We start from the raw sequence: 24,780 nt of genomic DNA on the forward strand, positions 1-24,780 counted from the left end.
GATGAAAGCGGCTCAATTAATTGAACAAATTCCGCATATCCCAACTTTTAAAAAGTTCGGTAGGGTTACTAGAGTTGTTGGCTTAATGATTGAGTCGCAAGGTCCAGATAGTTCTATAGGTGATGTCTGTAAAATTCATGTGGAAACTGTAAATCATGGACACCAGATTATTTTAGCAGAGGTCGTTGGCTTTAAAGATGAAATAGTCGTCTTGATGCCTTTTACCTCTTTACGTGAAATATCTATTGGCTGCCTTGTCGAAGGAACGGGAGCCCCACTGGAAGTAAAAGTGGGTCCTGAGTTAATCGGCAAAGTATTAGATTCTATGGGAAATCCAATTGATGGCACTCTATTACCTAAAGGTCTCATGACAGTCCCTACAGAGCAAGATCCACCAAACCCACTAACTCGTCCACCAATTAATGAAAGGCTTGAAGTGGGAGTCAAGGCAATTGACGGTATGCTAACAGTTGGAAATGGACAACGTGTTGGTATTTTCGCGGGTTCAGGGGTAGGTAAAAGTACTTTACTTGGTATGATCGCAAGAAATACACAAGCAGATTTGAATGTCATTGCGCTAATAGGTGAGCGTGGTCGTGAGGTTCGGGAATTCATCGAACGTGATTTGGGTGCTGAGGGCTTAAGTCGATCGATTGTTGTTGCAGCTACCTCTGATCAACCGGCATTAATGCGGATTAAAGGGGCATTTACAGCTACAGCAATCGCCGAATATTTTAGAAATCGAGGCTTAAATGTCATGCTGATGATGGATTCCGTGACACGTGTGGCTATGGCACAACGTGAAATTGGACTTGCCACAGGAGAACCACCAGCACAAAAAGGTTATACGCCTTCTGTTTTTGCGATATTGCCTAAATTACTAGAACGTACAGGCACTAATGAAAAGGGTTCTATAACAGCATTCTATACTGTTTTAGTAGATGGTGACGATATGAATGAGCCCATTGCGGATACTGTGCGAGGGATATTAGATGGTCATATTGTATTGGATCGAAATCTTGCCAACAAAGGGCAATATCCAGCCATAAACGTCTTGAAAAGTGTGAGTCGTTTGATGAATCATGTTGCAGAGCCAACTCATAAGAAAGCTGCTGAACGATTAAGAGAACTCTATTATACTTACGACAAATCAGAGGATTTGATCAATATTGGTGCTTATAAAAGAGGAACCTCTAAAGAAATTGATGAAGCAATTCATTATGAACCGCTCATTACTGCTTATCTTAAACAGGGTTACTTAGATAAAGTGACACTTGAAGAAAGTGTCAATGAGTTAATAACATTATCGAACGGTGGTGCGAAATAGATGGTCAGTTATGTGTATCGTTTTGAAAAAGTATTAACAATTCGCGAACAAGAAAAAAACGAAACCGAAATGGCTTATAAGGAATCTGTCCGTTCTTTTGAAGAAATAGCAACGAAATTATATGAATTGCTAAAAAAGAAAGAAGATTTAATTGCATTCCAGCAGGAGCGTTTAATGGTTGGTTCATCCATAAATGAAATCCATCATTATAGTCGTTTTATTGATAGTCTCGAAAAAACAATTGCAGATGTACAACAGAAAGTGATACAAGCTCGTGCAAAGATGAATTGGCACGAAGAAAAACTATTAGAAAAAAACTTGGAAGTACGTAAATTTGAAAAAATGAGAGAAAAGGATTTTAAGCATTTCCAACAAGAGCAAGATCGTATAGAAAGCCTTTTTTTAGATGAAATTTCATTACAAACGTATAACAAGAAAGAAATCAGGTGATTTCATGGCAAAGAAAGACAATCGATTAGCAACAGAGTTAGTAGAAGAGCAACCAAAGAAAAAATCTGGGGGCTTTCTTAAGTTTTTTACTTGGATTGTACTGCCGATTATGTTTGTAGTAGCGGTTTTGCTTGTTGTGGCAACTTTAATGAATACAAATGTCTTTGATTTAGGAAAAAAGGCAATTGGTAGTATACCTTTTATCCCCTCAGAAGAACAACAAGCAAAGGATGCTGTCGTTAATAACGACTCTAAAATAGTGAGTTTACAGGCAGAGGTACAAGAAAAAGAAGCAGAGATTACCCAGCTTCAAAAAAAATTAGATTCAACAATAACTGAAAAAGAGAAGCTGCTGACAGAAAAGGAACAGCTTCAATTTGAAATTGAAAAATTAAATCGTGAACAAGATGATGTGAAGCGTGATTTTAACGATATTTTATCAACATTTGATAAGATGTCGCCGAAAGCTGCGGCACCTGTCTTAATCAATATGAGTGATACAGAAGCACTGAGGATTTTAACGAATTTAAAGCCAGATAAATTAGCAGCTATTTTAGAGAAAATGGATGCAAAAGATGCAGCAAAATATACGGAGCTTATGGCTAAACAGTAGGATAATTGAAAGGAGGTGAAAAATAGTGGATGTAGCAATGATGCAAATGATTAATAAAACAGTACCTACTAAAACTGCAGCAACAAAGTCAACAACAGTTGGAAACGCTGAAGGAAAAATAGACAGTACACCGAAGAAAGAAAATTTATCAAATTTTGGTTCTGTTTTTGGGCAAGTATTAACTTCTTCAACCCAAACAACTCAAACAACCCAGTCAACACAGACGTTCTCAACAAATGAACTCGAGGATTTACAAGCGTTATTAAATGCTGACTCAATGGAGGAAGTACTAGATTTACTAGGGATTACTCACGATGATGGCTTATTAATGCTTCAGCTTGGTGAAGACGGAAAAGCAGTGGCGATGGATGAAATGCTTAATTTAGACAATATATTAAACGCATTAGGCATTAATGAAGAGCAGCTGCAAAAAATAGTTCAACAGCTACTAGGAGAAGAAAAGGAAGCAAGTGATGTTTGGGAGCTCTTAACATTAGTAGATGCTCAAGCGCCGGTACTACAGGCGAATATAAGCACGGCTTTACAAGGTGAAGGTCATGTGACACCAAAAGAGGCATCACAACTTCTCCAAGTGTTGAAATTAGCGCAATTAGTAGGGCAAAAGACAGACTTAACAGCATCCCAAGAAGATCTGTTAACGACTGTGAAGAGCCTATTAACGTCATTACAAACGCAGGTAGGAACTTTGCAGGTAACAACAAAAACAACTGTTACATTGCCATTACAAGGCTTCCAGCAAGTAGTTCATCAAGTCCAAGTGATCAAACAAAGTGAAACAACTACAAATGACATGGTTACGCCACAAACTGTACAAACGAAACCAGACACATTCCATGTAACGTTACCAACGGCGAAGCCTGCTCAATCAGAAGCTTTACTAAAAGAAATGCAAGCTATTATCAATCGAGCACAGATTTCGAATGCTCAAGGTATTACACGTTTAACCATAAAATTGTATCCAGAAAATCTAGGGACGGTTCGTATTGAACTTGTACAAAATGATGGTGTCCTTACAGCCCGTTTGCTGGCTTCTACAGCTCATGGACGTGAATTACTTGATAGTCAAGCACACCAGCTAAAACAGGCATTTACTCAGCAAAATATACAAGTAGATCGCCTTGATATTGCACAATCTCTGCAAGATGCCGATCGTCAACAACGTGATCAAAGCTTCTTCAATAATTTCTTTAAACAACAGCAGGAAGAAGAACAGGATCAAAAAAGTGATGATGAAGATGAAGGAATGTCCTTTAGTGACTATTTAATAAGTGAGGAGGTGTAAAAATGGCAGATACAACTACGAAAGTGACAAATCCGGCTATAACTGATGATCTTTATTACTCAAATTATCAGAAGCCAGTGAAGCAAACAGGCAATAGTGAGCTTGGCAAAGATGCCTTTCTACAATTGTTAATTACACAATTACAGCATCAGGATCCAACGAATCCAATGGATGATCGAGAATTTATTTCTCAAATGGCGCAGTTCTCTTCTTTAGAGCAAATGCAAAATATGACAAAGGCAATGGAATCTTTACTAGCATCTCAGCAACAAACACAGATGATGAGTTATACAACTTTTATAGGCAAAGAAGTCAAATGGCATGAGATTACAGAGGGGAAAGATGAAAAAGGAAATCCTGTGGTTAATGAAGGAACAGGCGTAATTGAATCTCTTAAATTTGTAGATGGTAATGTTGTGTTCAAATTAGCTGATGGGAAAGAGATTGCTCCTGGTAATATATCTGGTATTTTAGGTGGAGCTAGCGACTCTAGTTCAAATGGCAATAATAATGTACCAGAATCTCCATTAGTGAAGGCTAGCCAATTGATTGGTAAAAATGTAACGTATAAAGACGGTGATCAAGAACTAAAAGGACGAATCGTCTCTGTTTCCAATAAAGATGGGGTCATTAATTACGTACTAGATAATGATAAAAGACTAACAGATAGAGATTTTACAGTGATTAGCGAATAAAGGTGGAGAAAAGTGATGGATAAATTTTCAATTCATCGTGTACCCTTGCATCCATCTATTCGTACCACACAACCTAAGCCAGTCAATACACAACAATCATTTAAAGCTCATTTACAGGAAGCTTCTAAACAAGAGCTAAAGGTGAGTAAGCATGCGAATGAACGTATTATTGAGCGTAAAATTAATATCACTGAACAAGAATGGCAGGTTGTATCGGATAAGGTATTTGAAGCACACTCAAAAGGTGTCAAACAACCATTAGTCTTGATGGATCAAGCAGCTTTAATTGTCAGTGCTAAAAACGCTACTGTCATTACAGCAATGGATCGCACGGAAGCAAAACAGCAGTTATTTACAAATATTGATGGCACGATTGTGCTTTAAAGGCTGGACCTTCTTACGTAAGGAAGCCTTGGTGATGCTGAGTGATAGAAGCTCACCTATATAAAACGAAGGGAGAACGAAAACATATGTTACGTTCTATGTATTCAGGTATTTCAGGTCTTAAAAACTTCCAAACAAAGCTAGATGTGATTGGTAATAATATTGCCAACGTGAACACTTATGGCTTTAAAAAAGGGCGAGTAATTTTCAAAGATTTAATGTCGCAAACACAGGCAGGTGCCTCTGGTCCGAGTTTGACAGCAGGTGGTACGAATCCTCAACAGGTAGGATTAGGTTCAAGCTTAGCAACAATTGATACTATTCATGGATCTGGATCACGCCAAACTACTGGTCGTGTTTTGGATATTGCTGTTGAGGGTGAAGGCTTCTTTATGGTTGCGAAATACAATCCAGATGGTGACGGAGAATCAGTTGCGGGAGAAAACTTTGACAGTGTAGCTTACACACGCGCTGGAAACTTCTATATGGATGAGCAAGGTTTCTTAGTAGATGCATCAGGGAACTATGTAGTTGGTATCCAAGGTTGGGAAGGAACAGCTGAAGACGATGTGGATTTACCACTTGTTGAAGATGCTGGCACGGCACTAGAATACGATTCGGAAGATTGGGACGAATTACAAACTGAAGTAACAGGGACCCGAATCCGAATCCCGACAGATGCACAATCAATGTCTATAAGTACGGATGGTAAAGTTACATTCGTAGATAGTGAAGGGCTTAAATTTGCTGGTCAAATTGTAATGGCTAAATTTCCGAATGCTGAAGGTTTAACAAAAGAAGGGAATAACTACTTCCAAGAAAGTGCAAACTCTGGAGCAGTTCAAATAGGTGTAGGTAATACATTTGGTATCGGTAAAGCTGTTTCAGGTGCTCTTGAAATGTCGAACGTAGACCTTTCAGAGGAATTTACTGAGATGATTGTGGCACAACGTGGTTTCCAAGCAAATACGCGTATCATCACAACATCTGATGAAATATTACAAGAGCTAGTAAACTTAAAACGATAATAATATAGTCCTTTCAAAACGGACGTTTTAACAAACATATTTTCATATGAGGGAGGGTCGGGCCGGCTCTCATGCTAGACCCGGCCCTAATTCATGATTGAACTAACACGTCTAAATGGCAAAGCATTTACATTAAATGCTTTATACATAGAAACAGTCGAATCATTTCCAGATACGACTATTACATTAACAACTGGAACAAAATTAATTGTTTTAGAGAGTGAAGAAGAGGTGCGACAAAAGGTAACTGCCTTTTATAACAATATACAAATACTATCCAACCCGCATCTACGAGGTGAAGAAGATGAAGAATAATAAAATGCTAACAATGATTATTATTTTACTAGTAGCAGTCATTTTGATTGGGGTTATTTTGTTTGTATTGCTTACGCAATTTAATAAACCCACAGGAGCTGTTGAGCCGTCCATTGATGAGATTGTAGAGGCAACAGTGGAGATACCAGAGATCACGACAAATCTTGCAGATAAAAGAGTTGTTCGCTTGTCATTGAAAATTCAAACGACAAGCAAGGAAGCGGGTGCAGAGTTAACAAAGCGCGTTTTCCAAGTGCAAAATATCGCCATTCAAGAGCTTTCTGAAATGGAGCAAAAGGACTTAGAAGGTAAGCAAGGGAAACAAATTTTCCAAAAATCATTAAAAACAAGATTAAATGAGTTGATGCAAGAGGGAGAAGTCCAGGAAGTATATTTTACCTCCTTCATTACTCAATAAAACAGAAACTGCTTGAATTGGAGGTGGGCAAATGGCAGGAGATGTGTTATCTCAATCTGAGATAGATGCGCTGCTTTCCGCTATATCGACAGGGGAAATGTCAGCGGATGACATAAAAAAAGAGGACGAGGGACGTAAGGTTAAAGTTTATGATTTTAAACGAGCACTTCGCTTCTCAAAAGATCAAATCCGAAGTTTGACCCGAATACATGAAAATTTCGCACGACTATTGACAACCTTTTTCTCTGCACAGCTTAGAAGCTATGTACAAATTACGGTTGCATCAGTAGACCAAATACCATTTGAAGAGTTTGTTCGTTCCATTCCAAATATGACACTCATTAATGTATTTGAAGTGCCACCATTAGATGGTAATATATTGATGGAAATTAATCCTAATATTGCCTATTCGATGTTAGATCGCCTAATGGGCGGTAGTGGGGCAAGTCATAGTAATGTAGATAACCTAACGGAAATAGAAACAAAAATTATGACAAACCTTTTTGAACGCTCATTCGACAATTTACGCGAAGCATGGGAAAATGTTGCGGAAATTGATCCAATATTAGTGGAACTTGAAGTAAATCCACAATTTTTACAAATGATTTCACCTAATGAAACGGTTGTCGTAATTTCGTTAAATACGATAATTGGTGAGACAAGCGGTATGATTAATATTTGTATTCCACATGTTGTATTGGAGCCAATTGTTCCAAATCTTTCGGTTCGCTATTGGATGCAAACCAATACGAAAGAGATGTCACCAGAGCAAACAAAAATGCTTGAAACACGTGTGAAACAAGCCCAATTACCACTTTCAGTTGAATTAGGATTAACGGACATCACTATTGAAGATTTCCTAACAATGCAAGTTGGAGATGTCATACAGTTAGATCAAAAAATTGAAGCGCCATTATTACTAAAAGTAGGTACATTGCCAAAGTTCACTGTTCAACCAGGTAAAAAAGGCAAAAAATTAGCAATCCAGATTATCGACCCTTTGAAAGGAGGAGACGAAGATGAGTGATGAAATGCTCTCCCAAGAAGAAATTGAAGCGCTATTAAGGGGCGAGACGTTGGGAGATAAAAACAACGACACTGATGCTTCAACAAATGAAGAAATAAATGAGATACGAGTGGAGGATTACCTTGATTCGTTTGCACAAGATGCATTAGGAGAGGTAGGCAATATATCCTTTGGTAGCTCTGCCACAGCTCTTTCAGCGTTATTGGGTCAAAAAGTAGATATTACAACTCCAAGTATTTCAATGATTAATCGTAATAAATTAGAAGAGGAATTTCCTCATCCATATGTAGCTGTACAAGTTGAATATACAATTGGTTTGACAGGTATGAATTTACTTGTTATTAAACAATCTGATGCAGCAATTATCGCAGATTTAATGTTAGGTGGCGATGGATTAAATCCTAAGCCAGACTTAGGTGAAATTCAGCTAAGTGCTGTTCAAGAGGCTATGAATCAAATGATGGGCTCAGCTGCTACATCTATGTCGACGGTCTTCAACAAAAAAGTAGATATTTCTCCACCGACAATTGATTTAATGAACATCTCGCAAGATGAAGGTCGAGAAAATATCCCAGAAGACGATTTGCTGGTGAAAGTTTCATTTAGATTAAGAATTGGTAATTTAATTGATTCGAATTTAATGCAATTATTACCGCTTAAATTTAGTCAAAATATTGTAAAATCATTATTAGGTGAAACAGGAGTGTTTGAGGAACCGGTGGCAGCAACTATTGCACCTGAGGCTCCACCAGTTACACCACCGCCTGTTCAACAGCAAATACCTGTAGCACCACCATCTGAACAACCAGTTTATCAACAGCAGTCAGCACCGATGCAGCAACCGATTTATCAGGAGCCACAACAATTTGCACAACCAGCAAGACCTGCACAACCTGTAAATGTGCAACAAGCGCAGTTTGCTAGCTTCGATACAAATGTAATCTCTCAATCCGAAGCTAGAAATTTAAATATGCTACTTGATATTCCATTGCAAGTTACTGTAGAGTTAGGACGTACGAAACGTTCTGTTAAAGAGATTTTAGAACTATCAAGTGGTTCAATTATTGAACTGGATAAATTAGCGGGAGAACCGGTTGATATTTTAGTCAATAATCGTTTAATTGCTAAAGGGGAAGTCGTTGTTATTGACGAAAACTTTGGTGTCCGTATTACAGATGTTTTAAGTCAAGCAGAGCGTTTAAATAATTTAAGATAGTTTCAATTGGAGGAGTTAACCATGTCTAAAAGAATTTTGATTGTAGACGACGCTGCATTTATGCGCATGATGATCAAGGATATTTTATCAAAAAATGGATTTGAAGTTGTTGGAGAGGCAGCAGATGGTTTACAAGCTGTCGAAAAGTACAATGAACTAAAACCAGATTTAGTAACAATGGATATCACAATGCCAGAGATGGACGGTATTGCAGCCCTTAAAGCTATTAAGGGAACAGATCCAAGTGCAACTGTAATTATGTGTTCAGCAATGGGGCAACAAGCAATGGTAATCGATGCGATTCAAGCTGGTGCTAAAGACTTTATCGTAAAACCTTTCCAAGCAGATCGTGTAATTGAAGCGATTCAAAAAGCGCTAGGATGATTGCATGAAAATGTTAAAATCATTTCGTTTAACGATGATTTTCGCATTTCTTGTATCCTTCCTGTTTTTGTACCCGACACCGACTTCTGTCTATGCAGACGCTGATACAAATAGTGTCACGGATTGTATTAAAGACCCAGAAGCTTGTAATGGAGATACGACTGATCCAGCTGCTAAACAAGAAACAACTGTAACAGCAGCTGGAGATATATCTGCATGGGAATACATAAAAATGGTTTTGGCGCTTATTTTTGTTGTAGCTTTATTTTATGGATTGATGAAGTTTTTAAATAAACGAAATTTAAACTTCCAACGTAATCAAATGGTACAAAATTTAGGCGGTTTATCGTTAGGTGCGCAAAAGTCAGTTCAGCTTTTACAGGTAGGTAAAACATTGTATTTAGTTGGGGTCGGAGAAGACGTTCAGCTTTTACGAGAAATTACAGACCCTGAAGAAGTTGAAGCTCTTTTAGCCCTATATAACGAAAGGCAAGAATTTGCAGCAACATCACCGTATATTGCAGAAGTATTTTCTAAGTTTAAGAGAAAAGATAGCGCGAAGGTGCAAAATGAGCAGCAAAAGCAAGATTCATTTGGCAATCTATTCGAAAAAAAGCTATCAGAAATAAAACAGGAGCGTAGTGATGAGATAGAGAGATGGAAGCAGAAGGAGAAGGATGGTAAATGAATGATTTAATCAATATTTTTTCCAACAGCGATCCAACGAATGTCTCTACATCTGTAAAGCTCTTACTTTTACTAACAGTTTTATCACTTGCACCAAGTATTTTAATTTTAATGACATCCTTTGCTCGTATAGTCATAGTCTTATCCTTTGTGCGTACAGCATTGGCAACACAGCAAATGCCACCAAATCAAGTGATCATTGGGCTGGCACTATTTTTAACATTTTTTATCATGGCACCAACCTTTCAAGAGGTCAATAAAGAGGCATTACAACCATTGTTTGCTGAAGAAATTGGTATAGAAGAAGCCTATGACCGTGCTAGTGTGCCATTTAAAGAGTTTATGAGTAAGCATACTAGGCAAAAAGATCTTGATTTGTTTTTAACATATAATCAAGCAGAAAAACCAGCATCAGTGGAGGAAATCCCACTGACTATGCTTGTACCTGCCTTTGCTTTAAGTGAAATTAAAACAGCATTTCAAATTGGTTTTATGATTTTTATTCCATTCCTAGTGATCGATATGATTGTCGCGAGTACATTAATGTCGATGGGGATGATGATGTTACCGCCAGTAATGATTTCATTGCCATTTAAAATTTTATTATTTGTACTGGTTGATGGCTGGTATCTCGTTATGAAATCGTTACTACAAAGTTTTTAGGGGATGATACAGTATGACAGGTGAGTTGGTTATTTCCATTGCAGAGCGTGCTATAATGATTATCCTTCTAACAAGCGGTCCGCTACTATTAGTTGCTTTAATCTCGGGTTTAGCGGTAAGTATCTTTCAAGCCACAACTTCGATACAAGAGCAAACGTTAGCATTTGTACCAAAAATTATTGCTGTCTTAGTGGCCATCGTATTCTTTGGCCCTTGGATGCTATCTCAAGTTACAAGCTATGCGAGAGACATATTCGAGAATTTAACGCGATATATAGGGTGAGTACATGAATGAATTAATTCCGCATTTAACGGTTTTCTTATTAGTACTTGTACGTGTCTCAGCCTTTTTTGCTACGGTTCCTTTTTTTTCCTATAGAACCATTCCACCTCAAGTCAAAATTACTCTCGCACTGGTTTTAGCTTGGATGATGTACTATACAATTGATGTTGAGCCATTTGCATTCAATGATGATTACATATTATTAGTGATGAAAGAAGCACTAGTTGGACTATTACTCGGTCTAATGGGCTATATCATCATGTCCGCAATTCAAATTGCAGGAAGCTTTATCGATTTTCAAATGGGTTTTGCCATTGCCAATATAATTGACCCGCAAACAGGTGCTCAAAGTCCATTAATCGGTCAGTTTTTTAATATGCTAGCACTGCTTTTATTGTTAGCGATTGATGGCCATCATATGATTCTTAATGGAATCTACTACAGCTATCAATTTTTCCCGATGGATCAATTCCCAAGTTTTATGAACGAAAACTTTCCTCAATTTATTATCACAACTTTCACAGCAGTTTTTGCCATAGCATTCCAGATGGCTGCTCCTGTTGTAGCGACCTTATTCTTGGTCGATTTAGCTTTAGGGATCACTGCAAAAACAGTACCGCAATTAAATATATTTGTTGTCGGTTTTCCTATTAAAATTGGTGTTAGTTTTTTAGTGTTATTTACAATGATGGCCGTTATGATTCAAGTTATTCAAAAGCTTATTACGATAATGATTTATGGGATGCGTGATTTAATGGCCATTTTAGGTGGTGGATAATATGAGACTACTACTGAATTTAGAGCTACAATTTTTTGCGGGTGAAAAAACAGAAAAGGCAACCCCTAAGAAACGACAGGATGCTCGGAAAAAAGGGCAAGTTGTCAAGAGTCAAGATATTTCAAGTGCCATTGTAATGTTAATGGTATTTATCTTTTTGTTTTTCTTTGCTGGCTCTTTGCGTGACGAGCTATTAGCTTTTTTCAGGCAAACCTTTATTCATAACATACGCATCGAATCACTGACTATTGATAGTGTGATGCACCTATTTACAGAAACTTTGATTCAAATGGCTTTTATCATTGTGCCCATTATGGCAATTGCATTTGTCGGAGCACTTGCAGGTAACTTTTTGCAATTTGGTTTTCTTTTTACGTTAGAGCCAATGAAATTTGATTTGAAAAAGATGGACCCTATTAAAGGGTTAAAAAAGATATTTTCTGTCAAAGCCATTGTGGAGTTAATAAAATCTGTTTTAAAGATTGGTTTTATCGGAAGTGTTACAACTATTATTATTTGGTCAAACTTACCAGAAGTTTTGGCGTTATCGTTTAAAAGTCCATGGATGACTCTCATTACGGTAGGGAAGCTTGTTGGTATTATGGGTATAGCAGCTTCTTTAGTATTACTTTGTGTATCCGTTTTAGACTGGATGTATCAAAAACATGAGTATGAAAAAAATCTTAAAATGTCTAAGCAAGATATTAAAGATGAATATAAAAATAGTGAGGGTGACCCTCTAATCAAATCAAAAATCAAACAACGCCAACGTGAGATGGCGATGAGACGTATGATGTCAGAGGTTCCGAGTGCGGATGTAGTTATTACCAACCCTACTCACTATGCAATTGCCCTCAAATATAATGAGGACAGTATGGATGCTCCTCGTGTTATTGCCAAGGGGACAGACTTTATTGCTCAAAAAATTAAACTGATCGCCAAAGAACATGATGTAATAATGGTTGAAAATCGACCTTTAGCACGAGCTATGTATGACCAGGTAGAAATAGGCGATCAGGTACCAGAAGAATTTTTCAAAGCAGTAGCAGAGATACTCGCTTATGTTTACCGAATTAAGCGAAAAATTTAAGGCTTTTTGTAGGAGGGACACAAATGAAAGTTCGCGATATTGGGGTTTTAGGTGCGGTTATTTTAATCGTTGCGATGCTCATCATCCCTCTTCCTCCGTGGATGTTAAGTTTTTTAATTGTCATTAATATTACATTAGGATTAATTGTACTGCTCACAGCAATGAGTATGAAAGAAGCATTGGATTTTTCCATTTTTCCTTCGGTGATTTTACTACTGACTTTGTTCCGATTAGGACTAAGTGTTTCCACAACTCGTGCCATCTTAGCAAATGGAGATGCAGGTTCGGTCGTTGAAACTTTTGGTGATTTCGTAGTTGGAGGAAATATACTTGTTGGTTTAGTCGTCTTCTTAATTTTAGTGTTAATTCAGTTTATTGTAATTACAAAAGGTGCAGAACGAGTAGCAGAAGTAGCGGCACGTTTCACACTTGATGCGATGCCAGGTAAACAAATGAGTATTGATGCTGACTTAAATGCGGGGATTATTTCCGAAAAAGAAGCGCGCGAGCGACGTGAAAAAGTTGCAGGAGAAGCTGACTTTTACGGTGCAATGGATGGTGCCACGAAATTTGTAAAAGGGGATGCCATCGCTTCAATGGTAATGGTTATTATCAATCTATTATTTGGTATCATCATTGGCGTTGTACAAATGGGGCTTCCATTTGCAGAAGCGGCAACTCATTTTTCGAAACTAACAGTTGGGGACGGTATTGTATCCCAAATTCCTGCCTTGCTTATTTCGACTGCTACAGGGATTGTCGTAACACGAGCCTCTTCTAAAGGGAGTCTTGGTCAAGACATTACAGGCCAATTATTTGCTCAAGCTAAGCTGCTTTATGTAGCAGGAGGTACCATTGTATTACTAGGGCTATTTACGCCAATACCAAACTGGGTAACGCTGCCAATAGGCCTTTCGTTAATTGCGGGAGCTTATATGATGGAACGTAAGAAGCCAGAGGATGAAGAAGAATTACAGGAGATTGAAGAAGAAGTGGCTACTGACGGCATGAAGAGTCCTGAGAATGTTGTGAATTTATTAAATGTGGACCCAATTGAATTCGAATTTGGTTATGGATTAATTCCCTTAGTAGATGCCGCTCAAGGTGGGGATTTATTAGACCGTGTTATCATGATTCGTCGACAGCTTGCCTTGGAGTTAGGTATCGTGATTCCAGTAGTCCGTATTCGAGACAATATTCAGCTTCAACCAAATGAATATCGAATTAAAATAAAGGGGAATGAAATGGCACGAGGAGAACTTTTACTAGATCATTATTTAGCGATGAGTCCTGGCGACGATGATTCTATTGAAGGTATTGATACTGTCGAGCCATCATTTGGATTACCAGCTAAGTGGATTACAGAGCAAGTAAAAGAGGACGCGGAAATGTACGGTTACACAGTTGTGGACCCACCGAGTGTGGTGTCAACACATTTAACAGAAATAATTAGAGCAAATGCTCATGAGTTATTAGGCCGTCAAGAGACAAAGCAGTTAATCGATCATTTACGCGAATCCCATCCAATTTTAGTAGAAGAATTAACACCTGCACCTTTATCTACTGGAGAAATTCAAAAGGTACTGGGTAAGCTTCTTCGAGAGAATGTATCAGTGCGTAACTTGCCAATTATTTTTGAGACGCTTGCAGACTATGCAAAATTAACGAGTGATACAGATATCTTAGCTGAATATGTACGTCAAGCATTGGCTCGTCAAATTACAGCACAGTATGTTGGGGATAGTTCAGTATTAAAGGTGATTACGGTTTCTGGTAAAGTAGAAAAAATGATCGCTGATAGTATCCAACAAACGGATCACGGAAATTATTTAGCGATGGATCCACAAGATTCTCAAACAGTATTAGAAACTATTGCAGCGGAAGTAGAGCGTGTTTCGTTTATGGAGCAATCAGCTATTATATTATGCTCTCCAGCAGTTCGAATGTATTTACGTCAACTAACGGAGCGTTATTTCCCACAAATTCCGGTTCTATCCTATAATGAATTGGATGCTTCGGTTGAAATTCAAAGTGTTGGGGTGGTGAATGTTTAATGAAAATGAAAAAGTATTATGCATCATCCATACCAGAGGCGATGAAGCAAGTGCGAGCAGAATTAGGTGAGGACGCAGTCATATTAAATTCAAAAGTCGTCATCACAAAGAAATTTTTTGGCATGATAAAAAAGAAAAGTTTTGAAGTGGTTGCGGGTATTGATGCAATGGAGCCACAACAAGTGGCTTCAGTACCAACACCACCAGCTGGACTGCCAGTAGTAAAAAAAGAAAATGCAAGGTTACAAGAGATTACAAATGCTATTCAAGCAAAAATACATCAGGAGCCACCCCTTGGTGTAGCAGCAGTACATGAGGACGCTAGCATGTCAGAAGAATTGAGAAAAGAAATTGCTGATTTAAAATCATTAATGCAATCGATGCATAAAAAGACTACCCAAGCTCAATATCCCGATGAACTCTTACCCTTCATTGAATACTTAAGACAGCAAGAGCTAAGTGAAGAGCTCATCACAACGATAGGTGATGAGCTTTTTATGCATTTTAAAGAAGCATCCGAAATAAATTTCTCGCAATGTAAATTGATAGCAAAAAATTTACTACGTAAGAAGCTAGAAGTACTTCCCATCGGAGGATTATCCTACGAAAGAAAATATATAAACATTTTAGGACCAACAGGGGTTGGAAAGACTACAACCATTGCCAAAATGGCAGCTAGAGCTGTGTTAGAAAAAAAGAAAAAGATTGGCTTTATTACGACAGATACTTATCGGATTGCGGCAATAGAGCAGCTCAAAACATATGCTGGTCTCTTACAAGCTCCTGTTGAAATTGCTTACAATGCAACAGATTTTGAACAAGCAATCCAGAGATTATCACATTTAGATTTGGTTTTTATTGATACAGCTGGTCGAAATTATAAAGAAGTCAAGTATGTTGATGATCTCCAACGTCTCATAAAATTCGATGATCATGCAGAATCTTATTTAGTGCTTGCAATGACAACGAAAGAAAGGGATATGGAGAATATTGTAGATCAATTTAAGCAATTACCAATTGAAAAATTCATTTTTACAAAAATTGATGAAACAAATTCTATTGGCACAATGATCAATTTAATGATTAAATATAATAAAGGACTTGCTTACTATACGAATGGTCAAGAAGTACCAGAAGATATTGAAGAAGCTGATTTAGAAGCAGTACTTAATTTGTTTTTTCAAGGTGAAGAAAAATGAGAGACCAAGCTGAAGCATTACGCTTAAAAATGATGAAACAGCAAGGCGAACTAGGTAGAGCGATTGCAGTTGTAAGTGGCAAAGGTGGAGTAGGTAAAAGTAACTTCACAATGAACTTTGCCATGACTTTGGCCCAAAAGGGAAAAAGAGTTGTCATTGTAGATATGGATATTGGGATGGGGAATATCCATATCTTAATTGGGAAAAATGCTTCTTATAGTTTAAAAGATTACTTAGAAGGAAATAAGCTACTAGATGAGGTAATATTTGAAGGGCCTTATGATTTAAGGTATATTTCAGGTGGGTCAGGTATGACGAGCGTGCTTGATTGGTCTCATAGTATGTTTGAACGACTTATTCAAGCATTTGAAGAACTTCAAAAAAACTATGATTATATTTTATTTGATATGGGCGCTGGTGCTACTAATTGGTCGTTAGATTTACTCACATCCATTGATGAAATTATCGTCATTTCAACAGCGGAACCTACTTCTATTACAGATGCGTATTCCATGATGAAATATATTCATGTTCGAGATCCAGATAAGCAGTTTTATATTCTCTGTAACCGCGCTTTCAGTAAAGAAGAAGGAATAGAAACGAATGAACGTTTGCAGTTAACAATGAAACGTTTTTTAGACAAAGAAACGATCATTCTTGGTTCATTACCTGAAGACCCTGTTGTGCGTAAGGCAGTGCGCGAGCAAGTGCCATTCTCACTTGCTTATCCAGACGCATTAATATCAAAGACAATGCAACTTATAGTCGTTCGTTTTATGGAGCAACGTGCGGAGGAAATACATGCACATGATCAAACAACGAAAAAATTTTTAACGAAACTTAGAAGTATTTTCTCGAAAGGGCGTGATTAATTGGACTTTTTGCATAAAAGCAAGCTTTTAGTTGTGGATGATTCTGCTTTTATGAGAAAGCTAATTAGTGACTTTTTTGTTGGCAACTCGAAGGTGGAAGTAGTTGGAACAGCTCGAAATGGAAAAGATGCGATCAAAAAGATACAATCGTTGAAGCCAAACGTTGTAACAATGGATATTGAGATGCCTGAAATGAACGGGCTCGATGCTTTAAAAGAAATTATGATACAATGTCCAGTTCCTGTAGTAATGCTCTCAAGTACCACTCAACGTGGGACAGAAAATGCAATTGCAGCAATTGAGAGCGGGGCAGTCGATTTTGTTGCCAAGCCTAGCGGGACCATCTCCCTTGATTTACATAAAATTCAAAATGAACTTGTGCACAAAGTGGAACAAGCTGCAACGGTGCCAGTTTCCAAATTGAAAAAACCTTCTGGAAGTAAACGACAACACGAACAAGTGACAAGAGTGAGTACCGTAATAAAGGAACCACAACAGCATGGACGAACAAATACGTCTACTAATGTTGTTTCTACTAAGGTAGCCGTAACTAAACCAATGGTAGAATGGAGTAAAATAGGAAAGAAGATTGTGTTAATTGGCACATCAACAGGAGGACCTCGCGCGCTTCAGGAGGTTGTTACTAAAATTCCTAAGTCTATTCAAGCTCCAATATTAATTGTTCAGCATATGCCTGCTGGATTTACTAAATCGCTTGCTAATCGACTTGATCAGCTAAGTGAAATTTCTGTTAAAGAAGCTGAACAGGGCGATATTTTGCAAAATGGAGTGGCTTATATTGCACCAGGTGGATATCATTTAAAACTTAGAAAAGTAGGGACAACTTTTGGCATTGTTCTTGATAATCAAGAAGCACCAAGATCTGGCCACCGACCTTCTGTAGATGTCATGTTCGAAGATGTTAGTCAATATAAAGATTTTGATAAAGTAGCAGTGATTATGACAGGTATGGGCCATGATGGCTCTAATGGTCTAAAAGCATTAAAACATACTGGCAATGTCATTGCTATTGCAGAATCAGCAGAAACTTGCATTGTATATGGTATGCCAAAAGCAGCAGTAGAAACGCAACTTGTTGATGAAGTTGCAGATGTAGATGATATTGCACAAACAATAATGAAATATTTGCCTTAAAAGGGGTGTCCTCTTATGGAAGTCAATCAATATTTAGAGATGTTTATTGAAGAAAGTAAAGAACATTTACAAGCGTGTAGTGAACATTTATTAGAATTAGAAAAAAATCCAGATGATTTGGCAATTGTTGGGGAAATATTCCGCTCTGCACACACATTAAAAGGTATGTCTGCCACAATGGGCTTCGAAGATTTAGCAGATTTAACCCATAAAATGGAGAATGTTTTAGATGCCATCCGTAATGAGAAGATTCATGTAACACCTGAAATTTTAGATGTTGTATTTGAATCTGTTGATCATTTAGAAGAAATGGTGATGGATATTGCGAATGGTGGAGATGGTAAGCGTGATGTTTCCTCAACTGTCGCACAACTAAAGCGTATAGAACTAGGCGAGGAAGCAGCAATACCAGAGGTGGTAGCAACGGTTGCTGCACCGGTTGTTGAAAGTGTATTAGAATATGATTCGTTTGAACAAACAGTCATTACACAATCGGCTGAACAAGGCTTTAATGCTTTTGAAATTTTAGTAACATTACGTGACGATTGCCTTCTTAAGGCAGCACGTGTATTTATGGTGTTTGAGATTTTGGAAAAAGATGGGGATGTCATTAAATCAAGTCCATCTGTTGAAAAGTTAGAAGATGAACAGTTTGATCAACAATTTTATGTAGCTTTTGTCACAAAAACAACAGCTGAGGATATGCAGAAAAAGCTAATGAAAGTTTCTGAAGTTGATGAGGTTATAGTGACTACAATTGACCAACGGAAATTTAGTGAAAAAGTATTTGAAGCGCAACAAGAAGTAGCAGCAACTGCAACAGCAGTGGCTGAGGTAGCTGCTATACCAACAAGTACGCCTGCTGCTAAAGCCGAGCCTATTGCAAAACCTGCTAAAGAAGCTACACCTTCCAAGGCTGACAAAAATCATGCACCTGTAGGTAATAAAACAATTCGTGTAAATATTGAACGTCTAGATATTTTAATGAACTTGTTTGAAGAGCTTGTCATTGATCGTGGTCGACTGCAATCTATCTCTACTGAAGTAAATCATGGCGAACTAAATGAAACAGTAGAGCGTATGAGTCGTGTGATGGGTGATTTGCAAACTATTATTTTAACAATGCGAATGGTACCTGTAGAAACAGTGTTCAATCGTTTCCCGAAAATGATTCGTCAGCTATCACGTGATTTAAATAAGAAAATCAACCTTGAAATTATTGGTGCTGAAACCGAACTAGATCGCACAGTAATTGATGAAATTGGAGATCCGCTTGTTCACTTGATTCGTAATTCTGTGGATCATGGCATTGAGAATCCAACTGCTCGTCGTGCAAAAGGCAAGCCTGAAGAAGGAACGGTCGTATTGCGTGCCTATCATAGCGGAAACTACGTCTTTATTGAAATTGAAGACGATGGCGCGGGCATAAATAGAGAAAAAGTGTTAGCGAAAGCTATTTCAAAAGGTATTGTTACACAAGAACAATCCTATTCAATGTCTGATAAACAAATTAATGAGCTTATTCTAGCTTCAGGCTTCTCAACTGCAGATGTTATTTCAGATGTATCTGGTCGTGGAGTAGGTTTAGATGTTGTAAAAACAACGATTGAATCACTAGGTGGCAATATTTCAATTGAATCAACACAGGATGTTGGATCCATCTTCTCGATTCAATTACCACTGACATTATCAATTATTTCAGTTATGCTTGTGGAGATTGAAAAGGAAATTTATGCTATTCCACTATCTTCTATTATCGAAACATCTATTATCCGTTCATCAGAGATTATGAATGCGCATAATCAAAAAGTAATCGACTTCCGTGGCAAAGTTGTGCCGTTGGTATTCTTAGAGGAAATCTTTGAGGTACCTCGTCAAGAGCATCAAGATGAAGAATTCCACTCAGTGGTGATTGTCCGTAAGGGTGAAAAACTTGCTGGTTTAGTGGTGGATTCATTCATTGGCCAACAAGAGATTGTCTTGAAGTCTTTAGGAAATTACTTAACAAATATCTTTGCCATTTCAGGAGCAACAATCTTAGGCAATGGTAAAGTAGCCTTAATTGTAGATTGCAACGCACTAATTAAATAAGGTGAATGAATAAGAGAGGTGTAAAGTATGACAAATGCAGTGGAGCAAGAAAGTATTAAAGTAATAGTTTTTCAGTTAGCAGATAAAGAATATGCAATTCCTGTGTCCCATGTTCAAGGAATTGAGAAATTAATGCATATTACACGTGTACCGAAAACAGCGAAATATGTAAAAGGTGTAATTAATCTACGAGGTGTTGTCACACCAATTGTGGATTTACGTGAACGTTTTGAATTACCTATTTCTGAACATGAGGAAACAACACGCATTATTATTATTTCATTAGAAGATATGGAAGTAGGCTTTGTAGTGGATTCTGCTAACGACGTTATTGATATTCCTGCAAGTGCTATTGAACCCCAACCAGAAGTCGTTGGCTCACTTGAAGAAGAATTTATTTCAGGCGTTGCTAAAGTAGAGAAGCGATTATTAATCTTATTACATTTAGAAAAAGTATTAAATCCACTAAAGTAGGGATCGATAATGACATTTAATCAAAAAATTACATCACTACATTTAGATGTATTAAAGGAGATTGGAAACATCGGTGCTGCGCATGCCGCGACAGCACTTTCCAATTTACTTGGGAAAAAAATTGATATGCGTGTGCCAAAGGTAGAGATGGTGTCCTTTAACGATATGATGGAGTTGGCTGGCGGATCAGAAAACGTAGTTGTTGGCATTTTCCTTCGTATTGAAGGTGATGCAGAGGGAAGTATGTTCTTTATTTTACCGATCGAACAAGCAAACCGCTTTATACGCCGACTTATTTTTGATGATTCTTTTGACTTTAAAAAACGACCTGTTTCAGAGTTAGGTTTATCAGCCATGCAAGAGATGGGTAATATTTTATCGGGCTCCTATTTATCTGCCTTATCGGATTTTACTAATTTGAAAATTTATCCAACTGTGCCAGGTCTAAGTGTTGATATGTTTGGAGCTATAATAAGCATTGGATTAATAGAATTATCTCATGTCAGTGATAATGTTATTGTTATAAATACATCCATTTTTGAAGAAGGTGTGGAAGACCATGAAACGGTGAGGGGCCATTTCTTCCTACTACCAGACCCTGACTCGTTTGATGCAATTTTTAAAGCATTAGGGGTTTCGTGATATGTTAACCAATAGTAGTGGACAAGTGATTAAAGTGGGAATTGCACAAATGGATGTAGTAAAGCTGCCTAACACGATTCGAACTTCTGGTCTTGGTTCATGTGTTGGTGTTATTTTGTATGATGAGTCAAAAAAAATTGCTGGTTTAATCCATGTGATGTTACCAGATTCAAGTTTAGGAAGAGCTGAGTCAATCAATGTCGCGAAATTTGCAGATTCAGGGATTGCTGCAATGATTGATTTACTAAAGTTAGAAGGCGTTCAAAAATTTAAACTCAAGGCAAAAATTGCAGGGGGTGCGCAGATGTTCCAATTTACTTCAGACAAAGATACAATGCGTATTGGTCCCCGCAATGTAGAAGCTGTCAAAAATGAATTAAAGAGGCAGGGCATCCCTTTAGTAGCCGAGGATACTGGTGGAAATAGTGGTAGAACGATTGAATTTAATCCTGCAACGTCGATATTACATATCCGAACAGTTAACCAGGGAGTGAGTGAAATCTAATGTTTGGTTCTATATTTTACAACCTATGGGGAGCATTAATTGCCTTTTCTATTTATTTTTTTAGTACATTTCAAAAACCATTTACGCCTCTGCGAATCCTGATAGGCTCTTTTATTGTAGCAATCATCGCATTTTTTGTAATGTTTATTGTACGTTTTCTAATTGCTTACATCTTGTTTACACCAGAGGAAGATGAGGAAGCGGTTGAAGGCGATATAGAAGAAAAGGAACTTGAATCAATAGAAGGCGTAAAACAAGAAGTGCCAATAGCTAATTCTACGGTTGAATTTCAAGATGAAAATTCAGAGGAAATTGCACAAGTAGTAAGAACGATGATGAGTCGAGAAGAAGATCAACAAGTAAATGCGTAACAGTAAGAGTCGTGAATAACGACTCTTTTTTATTTTGCTTTGGAGTATGTAGCATATGAAAAAACTTAAGTGAAATTAATTATTTTTATATAGCCATAACTTTAGGCTAGGAGATGTTTCACACTCTGAGGCAGAAGAAATGGCGAGCATCTTACGTGATGCAGGTATTACGATCGTGACGAGTGTCCCCCCTACGTAGAAAGTTTCCCCCTGCTGGTTTATAACACAGAAAAGGAGTAACTGTTGTAATTGGGTGTGACAATATCTTTGATGTTTGGTCCCCATTTGGTAACGGGAATTTATTAGAACGAGCTGGTCGTTTGGCAAAAAGCTCAGGTTGGGGGGATGAACGCTCATTAGCCCAAATCCTTCAATTTATTACAGGAGGAAAAACTCCACTCAATCAAGCAGGTGAGCAAACATAGCCAAAAGTGAGAGATAGTGCAAATATGGTGTGTGGAGGCTTCTTGCTCTGCTGTAGCAATTGCTCGAAGATCTCTACGTAAGGCAACTATATTCAATGGAAACCTTGTCTTTAGTTCGTTGTAAAGCATAATTTATTGATAAAGAGTGGTTTCTATATATTGGGTAGTATTGCTCTTTTGTTCAATTTGTTCTTTGCGTTACACTAGTGCTAAAACTATATCAAAAGAATTCAGTAGCTACCTACAAATAGCTTAATCATATCCAACTGTATCCAAGTGTCGTTACACAATCAGGATACAGTTTTTCTATGTCTTTCAAAAACAAAGGAATATATTAGAGACTAAGAGAAACAAATGAAATTATAGTCGATTCTTGTTATAATATAGGAAAGATGGCAACTGCTTATCGGGCTTAACTATTCAGGGCTCACGTCTAGATTAGCTTAAATGTGGATTTTTATAAAAAATAACTGAGAAATCCTGTTGAATGATAAATTTTAAGAGCGCAAGTAGTCGTTAGTAAACAGGCGTGAAAAAGCGTTTTTTAGAGAGGTGGATTTCATGACACAACCAATTCTGAACGATGAGCAAAAACTATGGAATCGCTGGATACATGAGCGTGACCCCGATGCGGGTGATTTACTTATAAAAAAATACATTTCTTTAGTATCTTATCATGTCCAACGTATTGGTGCAGGTCTGCCAAAAAGCGTCTCACGAGACGATTTAACGAGCTTAGGGATGGTAGGACTTTTTGATGCATTAAATAAATTTGACATTAACAGAGATTTAAAATTTGATACATATGCTTCGTTTAGAGTAAGAGGAGCCATCATTGATGGTTTACGAAAAGAAGACTGGTTACCACGGTCAGCGCGTGAAAAAGCTAAAAAATTAGATGCACAAATTGAACAACTAGAACAAAAATATATGCGTCATGTAACACCTGAGGAGCTTGCGGAGCATATGGAAGTATCTGTTGAAGATGTCTATCAAACTGTGCAAGAGCATTTTTTTTCAAATGTTCTTTCTATTAATGAACAACAAGACCAAGAAGAAACAGATGGCAAGTCATTTGTCATACGAGACGATACAACAAAAACACCTGAGCAAGCTATCATTAAATCAGAGTTGTTAGATGATCTTGCGGAAAATATTCAGAAACTCAATGAAAAAGAACAACTTGTCCTAAGTTTATTTTACACGGAGGAGTTAACTTTGACAGAAATTGGTGAAATGCTTGAACTATCAACCTCTCGTATTTCACAAATTCATTCAAAAGCGCTATTAAAGCTACGAAAGCTATTATCTAGTGAAATGATTAATGCGTAAATATCCTTGAGGGAGAGATTCCAATGAGTTTAAAAGGTGTCGAGTTACAGATTGCTATTCCAAAAACATTTGAAGCAGGAAAAATGGCGGATCAGGCACAGCAACAAGTATTGGCTCAGCAAGCACATGCAAATGAAGCATTAAAAAAAGAAGTAGAGCGCAAACAAAAAATTGTCAACACATCAGAAGGTATGGATGAAATTAGTGAGGATGAAGATGCGGGTGGTGAGTATTTAACAGGGATTCATAAAAAGAAAAAAAAGCATCAACAAGAAAAACAGGCACAACATCCGTTTAAAGGGAATTTCGTGGATTTTAGTGGATAGGAGTTTACAATGACAACCATTCTAATAGCGGTGCTATTCTTTTTACAGCTAATTTCATTTTATTTTCTTATCATTTTAAATACAAAGTTAGCAAAGTTTAAAGATTTGGAAAAGAAGCAAGAACGATTAATGAGGGAAATGGACGACACCATTAGTGTATATTTAGCTGAAATGAAAGATGAAAATGACCGTCTTATTAAAGAGCTACAAAATGTCTCGCAGTCAGAAATAGCTGCTAGTAGCTTGCAGCAAACGGAACAATATGTGACTCCTCAGGAGCAGCCATCTTTGCCAGTAGTACACGAGGTGAAAAGTGATAGTTCTCTATCCTTAGAAAAGGATGCTCGTATCTATGTACCTAAAAATATTGTCGCAAACGCTTATTCACGTCAGCAACATACTGGCTCGAAAATGGTGAAAACAGCTCCACCTTTAAAAGTGGAGGAGCAAAAAGAAGCTGAAAAATTACTGACAGTGGAACAACAAGCTCTAGAATTAGCAAAGCAGGGAAAATCACCAGAGGAAATAGCGAAACAACTGCAAAAGGGTAAAACAGAAATCGAGCTTTTACTGAAATTCCATCACTAAATTGTTGCGAATTGTTCAAAGCTATGATATAGTTGCAAATGGTGTTATTACTACACACGCATTTTGATGCAGTAAGTGGTGCTCT

At 37.5% G+C, this 24,780-nt stretch carries 29 protein-coding genes; all 29 read left to right on the plus strand.

All coding sequences use genetic code 11. The features are described from left to right. The first annotated feature begins 1 nt into the window (after window position 1). A complete protein-coding gene (gene fliI, locus L6W14_RS04835; protein WP_066037836.1) occupies window positions 2-1,327 on the plus strand; it encodes a flagellar protein export ATPase FliI in 1,326 nt (441 codons plus the stop codon). Then, window positions 1,328-1,777, plus strand: coding sequence for a flagellar export protein FliJ (fliJ, locus tag L6W14_RS04840; protein WP_131521902.1), 450 nt, complete (start codon window positions 1,328-1,330; stop codon window positions 1,775-1,777). Between the two features lie 4 nt (window positions 1,778-1,781). Next, window positions 1,782-2,390: a MotE family protein gene (locus L6W14_RS04845; protein WP_237899663.1), complete on the plus strand. Its 609-nt coding sequence runs from the start codon at window positions 1,782-1,784 to the stop codon at window positions 2,388-2,390. A gap of 25 nt (window positions 2,391-2,415) precedes the next feature. Beyond that, window positions 2,416-3,693: a flagellar hook-length control protein FliK gene (locus L6W14_RS04850; RefSeq protein WP_237899666.1), complete on the plus strand. Its 1,278-nt coding sequence runs from the start codon at window positions 2,416-2,418 to the stop codon at window positions 3,691-3,693. Between the two features lie 2 nt (window positions 3,694-3,695). Next, a complete protein-coding gene (flgD, locus tag L6W14_RS04855) occupies window positions 3,696-4,388 on the plus strand; it encodes a flagellar hook assembly protein FlgD (protein WP_131521900.1) in 693 nt (230 codons plus the stop codon). A gap of 15 nt (window positions 4,389-4,403) precedes the next feature. Beyond that, a complete protein-coding gene (locus L6W14_RS04860; RefSeq protein ID WP_131521899.1) occupies window positions 4,404-4,772 on the plus strand; it encodes a TIGR02530 family flagellar biosynthesis protein in 369 nt (122 codons plus the stop codon). A gap of 86 nt (window positions 4,773-4,858) precedes the next feature. Beyond that, window positions 4,859-5,800 carry a flagellar basal body rod protein FlgG gene (gene flgG / locus L6W14_RS04865; RefSeq protein WP_131521898.1) on the plus strand — a complete coding sequence of 314 codons (942 nt, stop codon included), beginning with the start codon at window positions 4,859-4,861 and terminating at the stop codon, window positions 5,798-5,800. A gap of 93 nt (window positions 5,801-5,893) precedes the next feature. Beyond that, window positions 5,894-6,115 carry a flagellar FlbD family protein gene (locus tag L6W14_RS04870; protein ID WP_016994570.1) on the plus strand — a complete coding sequence of 74 codons (222 nt, stop codon included), beginning with the start codon at window positions 5,894-5,896 and terminating at the stop codon, window positions 6,113-6,115. Next, on the plus strand, window positions 6,105-6,533 hold the full coding sequence (fliL, locus tag L6W14_RS04875; RefSeq protein WP_237899668.1) for a flagellar basal body-associated protein FliL: 429 nt from the start codon (window positions 6,105-6,107) through the stop codon (window positions 6,531-6,533). The genes L6W14_RS04870 and fliL overlap by 11 nt, the downstream gene beginning before the upstream one ends. A 31-nt stretch (window positions 6,534-6,564) precedes the next feature. Continuing rightward, complete coding sequence (gene fliM, locus L6W14_RS04880) at window positions 6,565-7,560, plus strand: flagellar motor switch protein FliM (protein WP_004269290.1); 996 nt, start codon at window positions 6,565-6,567, stop codon at window positions 7,558-7,560. Further along, complete coding sequence (gene fliY, locus L6W14_RS04885; RefSeq protein ID WP_131521896.1) at window positions 7,553-8,776, plus strand: flagellar motor switch phosphatase FliY; 1,224 nt, start codon at window positions 7,553-7,555, stop codon at window positions 8,774-8,776. Before fliM ends, fliY begins: the two co-directional genes overlap by 8 nt. Window positions 8,777-8,797: 21 nt before the next feature. Continuing rightward, window positions 8,798-9,160 (plus strand): response regulator, encoded by a 363-nt coding sequence (locus tag L6W14_RS04890; RefSeq protein WP_004269288.1) that lies wholly within the window; start codon window positions 8,798-8,800, stop codon window positions 9,158-9,160. Window positions 9,161-9,170: 10 nt separating this feature from the next. Then, complete coding sequence (locus L6W14_RS04895) at window positions 9,171-9,848, plus strand: flagellar biosynthetic protein FliO (RefSeq protein WP_004269287.1); 678 nt, start codon at window positions 9,171-9,173, stop codon at window positions 9,846-9,848. Continuing rightward, entirely contained in the window at window positions 9,845-10,510 is a 666-nt protein-coding gene (gene fliP, locus L6W14_RS04900) for a flagellar type III secretion system pore protein FliP (RefSeq protein WP_048391597.1), read from the plus strand. The genes L6W14_RS04895 and fliP overlap by 4 nt, the downstream gene beginning before the upstream one ends. 13 nt (window positions 10,511-10,523) lie before the next feature. Continuing rightward, the gene (gene fliQ, locus L6W14_RS04905) at window positions 10,524-10,793 is read left to right on the plus strand and encodes a flagellar biosynthesis protein FliQ (RefSeq protein WP_004269285.1); all 270 of its coding nucleotides are present in this window, start codon (window positions 10,524-10,526) and stop codon (window positions 10,791-10,793) included. 4 nt (window positions 10,794-10,797) lie between these two features. Beyond that, window positions 10,798-11,571, plus strand: a complete 774-nt coding sequence (gene fliR, locus L6W14_RS04910) for a flagellar biosynthetic protein FliR (RefSeq protein WP_004269284.1) — start codon at window positions 10,798-10,800, stop codon at window positions 11,569-11,571. Between the two features lies 1 nt (window position 11,572). Next, entirely contained in the window at window positions 11,573-12,661 is a 1,089-nt protein-coding gene (gene flhB, locus L6W14_RS04915) for a flagellar biosynthesis protein FlhB (protein WP_048391594.1), read from the plus strand. A 23-nt stretch (window positions 12,662-12,684) separates the two neighbouring features. Continuing rightward, entirely contained in the window at window positions 12,685-14,715 is a 2,031-nt protein-coding gene (gene flhA, locus L6W14_RS04920; protein ID WP_131521895.1) for a flagellar biosynthesis protein FlhA, read from the plus strand. After that, a complete protein-coding gene (flhF, locus tag L6W14_RS04925; protein ID WP_131521894.1) occupies window positions 14,715-15,914 on the plus strand; it encodes a flagellar biosynthesis GTPase FlhF in 1,200 nt (399 codons plus the stop codon). The genes flhA and flhF overlap by 1 nt, the downstream gene beginning before the upstream one ends. Further along, window positions 15,911-16,786 carry a MinD/ParA family protein gene (locus L6W14_RS04930; RefSeq protein WP_131521893.1) on the plus strand — a complete coding sequence of 292 codons (876 nt, stop codon included), beginning with the start codon at window positions 15,911-15,913 and terminating at the stop codon, window positions 16,784-16,786. Before flhF ends, L6W14_RS04930 begins: the two co-directional genes overlap by 4 nt. Further along, window positions 16,787-17,941, plus strand: a complete 1,155-nt coding sequence (locus L6W14_RS04935) for a protein-glutamate methylesterase/protein-glutamine glutaminase (protein WP_256451367.1) — start codon at window positions 16,787-16,789, stop codon at window positions 17,939-17,941. A gap of 15 nt (window positions 17,942-17,956) precedes the next feature. Continuing rightward, window positions 17,957-20,032, plus strand: a complete 2,076-nt coding sequence (locus L6W14_RS04940) for a chemotaxis protein CheA (protein WP_131521891.1) — start codon at window positions 17,957-17,959, stop codon at window positions 20,030-20,032. Window positions 20,033-20,059: 27 nt separating this feature from the next. Further along, window positions 20,060-20,506 carry a chemotaxis protein CheW gene (locus L6W14_RS04945; RefSeq protein ID WP_004269272.1) on the plus strand — a complete coding sequence of 149 codons (447 nt, stop codon included), beginning with the start codon at window positions 20,060-20,062 and terminating at the stop codon, window positions 20,504-20,506. Between the two features lie 9 nt (window positions 20,507-20,515). Next, on the plus strand, window positions 20,516-21,148 hold the full coding sequence (locus L6W14_RS04950) for a chemotaxis protein CheC (protein ID WP_131521890.1): 633 nt from the start codon (window positions 20,516-20,518) through the stop codon (window positions 21,146-21,148). Between the two features lies 1 nt (window position 21,149). Beyond that, window positions 21,150-21,653: a chemotaxis protein CheD gene (locus L6W14_RS04955; RefSeq protein WP_004269269.1), complete on the plus strand. Its 504-nt coding sequence runs from the start codon at window positions 21,150-21,152 to the stop codon at window positions 21,651-21,653. Then, window positions 21,653-22,024: a hypothetical protein gene (locus L6W14_RS04960; RefSeq protein ID WP_131521889.1), complete on the plus strand. Its 372-nt coding sequence runs from the start codon at window positions 21,653-21,655 to the stop codon at window positions 22,022-22,024. The genes L6W14_RS04955 and L6W14_RS04960 overlap by 1 nt, the downstream gene beginning before the upstream one ends. 986 nt (window positions 22,025-23,010) lie before the next feature. Next, complete coding sequence (locus L6W14_RS04970) at window positions 23,011-23,781, plus strand: FliA/WhiG family RNA polymerase sigma factor (protein WP_036080567.1); 771 nt, start codon at window positions 23,011-23,013, stop codon at window positions 23,779-23,781. 23 nt (window positions 23,782-23,804) lie between these two features. Beyond that, window positions 23,805-24,107, plus strand: coding sequence for an RNA polymerase subunit sigma (locus tag L6W14_RS04975; RefSeq protein WP_131521888.1), 303 nt, complete (start codon window positions 23,805-23,807; stop codon window positions 24,105-24,107). Window positions 24,108-24,116: 9 nt separating this feature from the next. Continuing rightward, a complete protein-coding gene (locus tag L6W14_RS04980; RefSeq protein ID WP_131521887.1) occupies window positions 24,117-24,695 on the plus strand; it encodes a hypothetical protein in 579 nt (192 codons plus the stop codon). The last annotated feature ends 85 nt before the right edge of the window (window positions 24,696-24,780 follow it).

The organism is Lysinibacillus sp. ACHW1.5 (genome assembly GCF_022014815.1).
Taxonomy (GTDB): Bacteria; Bacillota; Bacilli; order Bacillales_A; family Planococcaceae; genus Lysinibacillus; species Lysinibacillus capsici.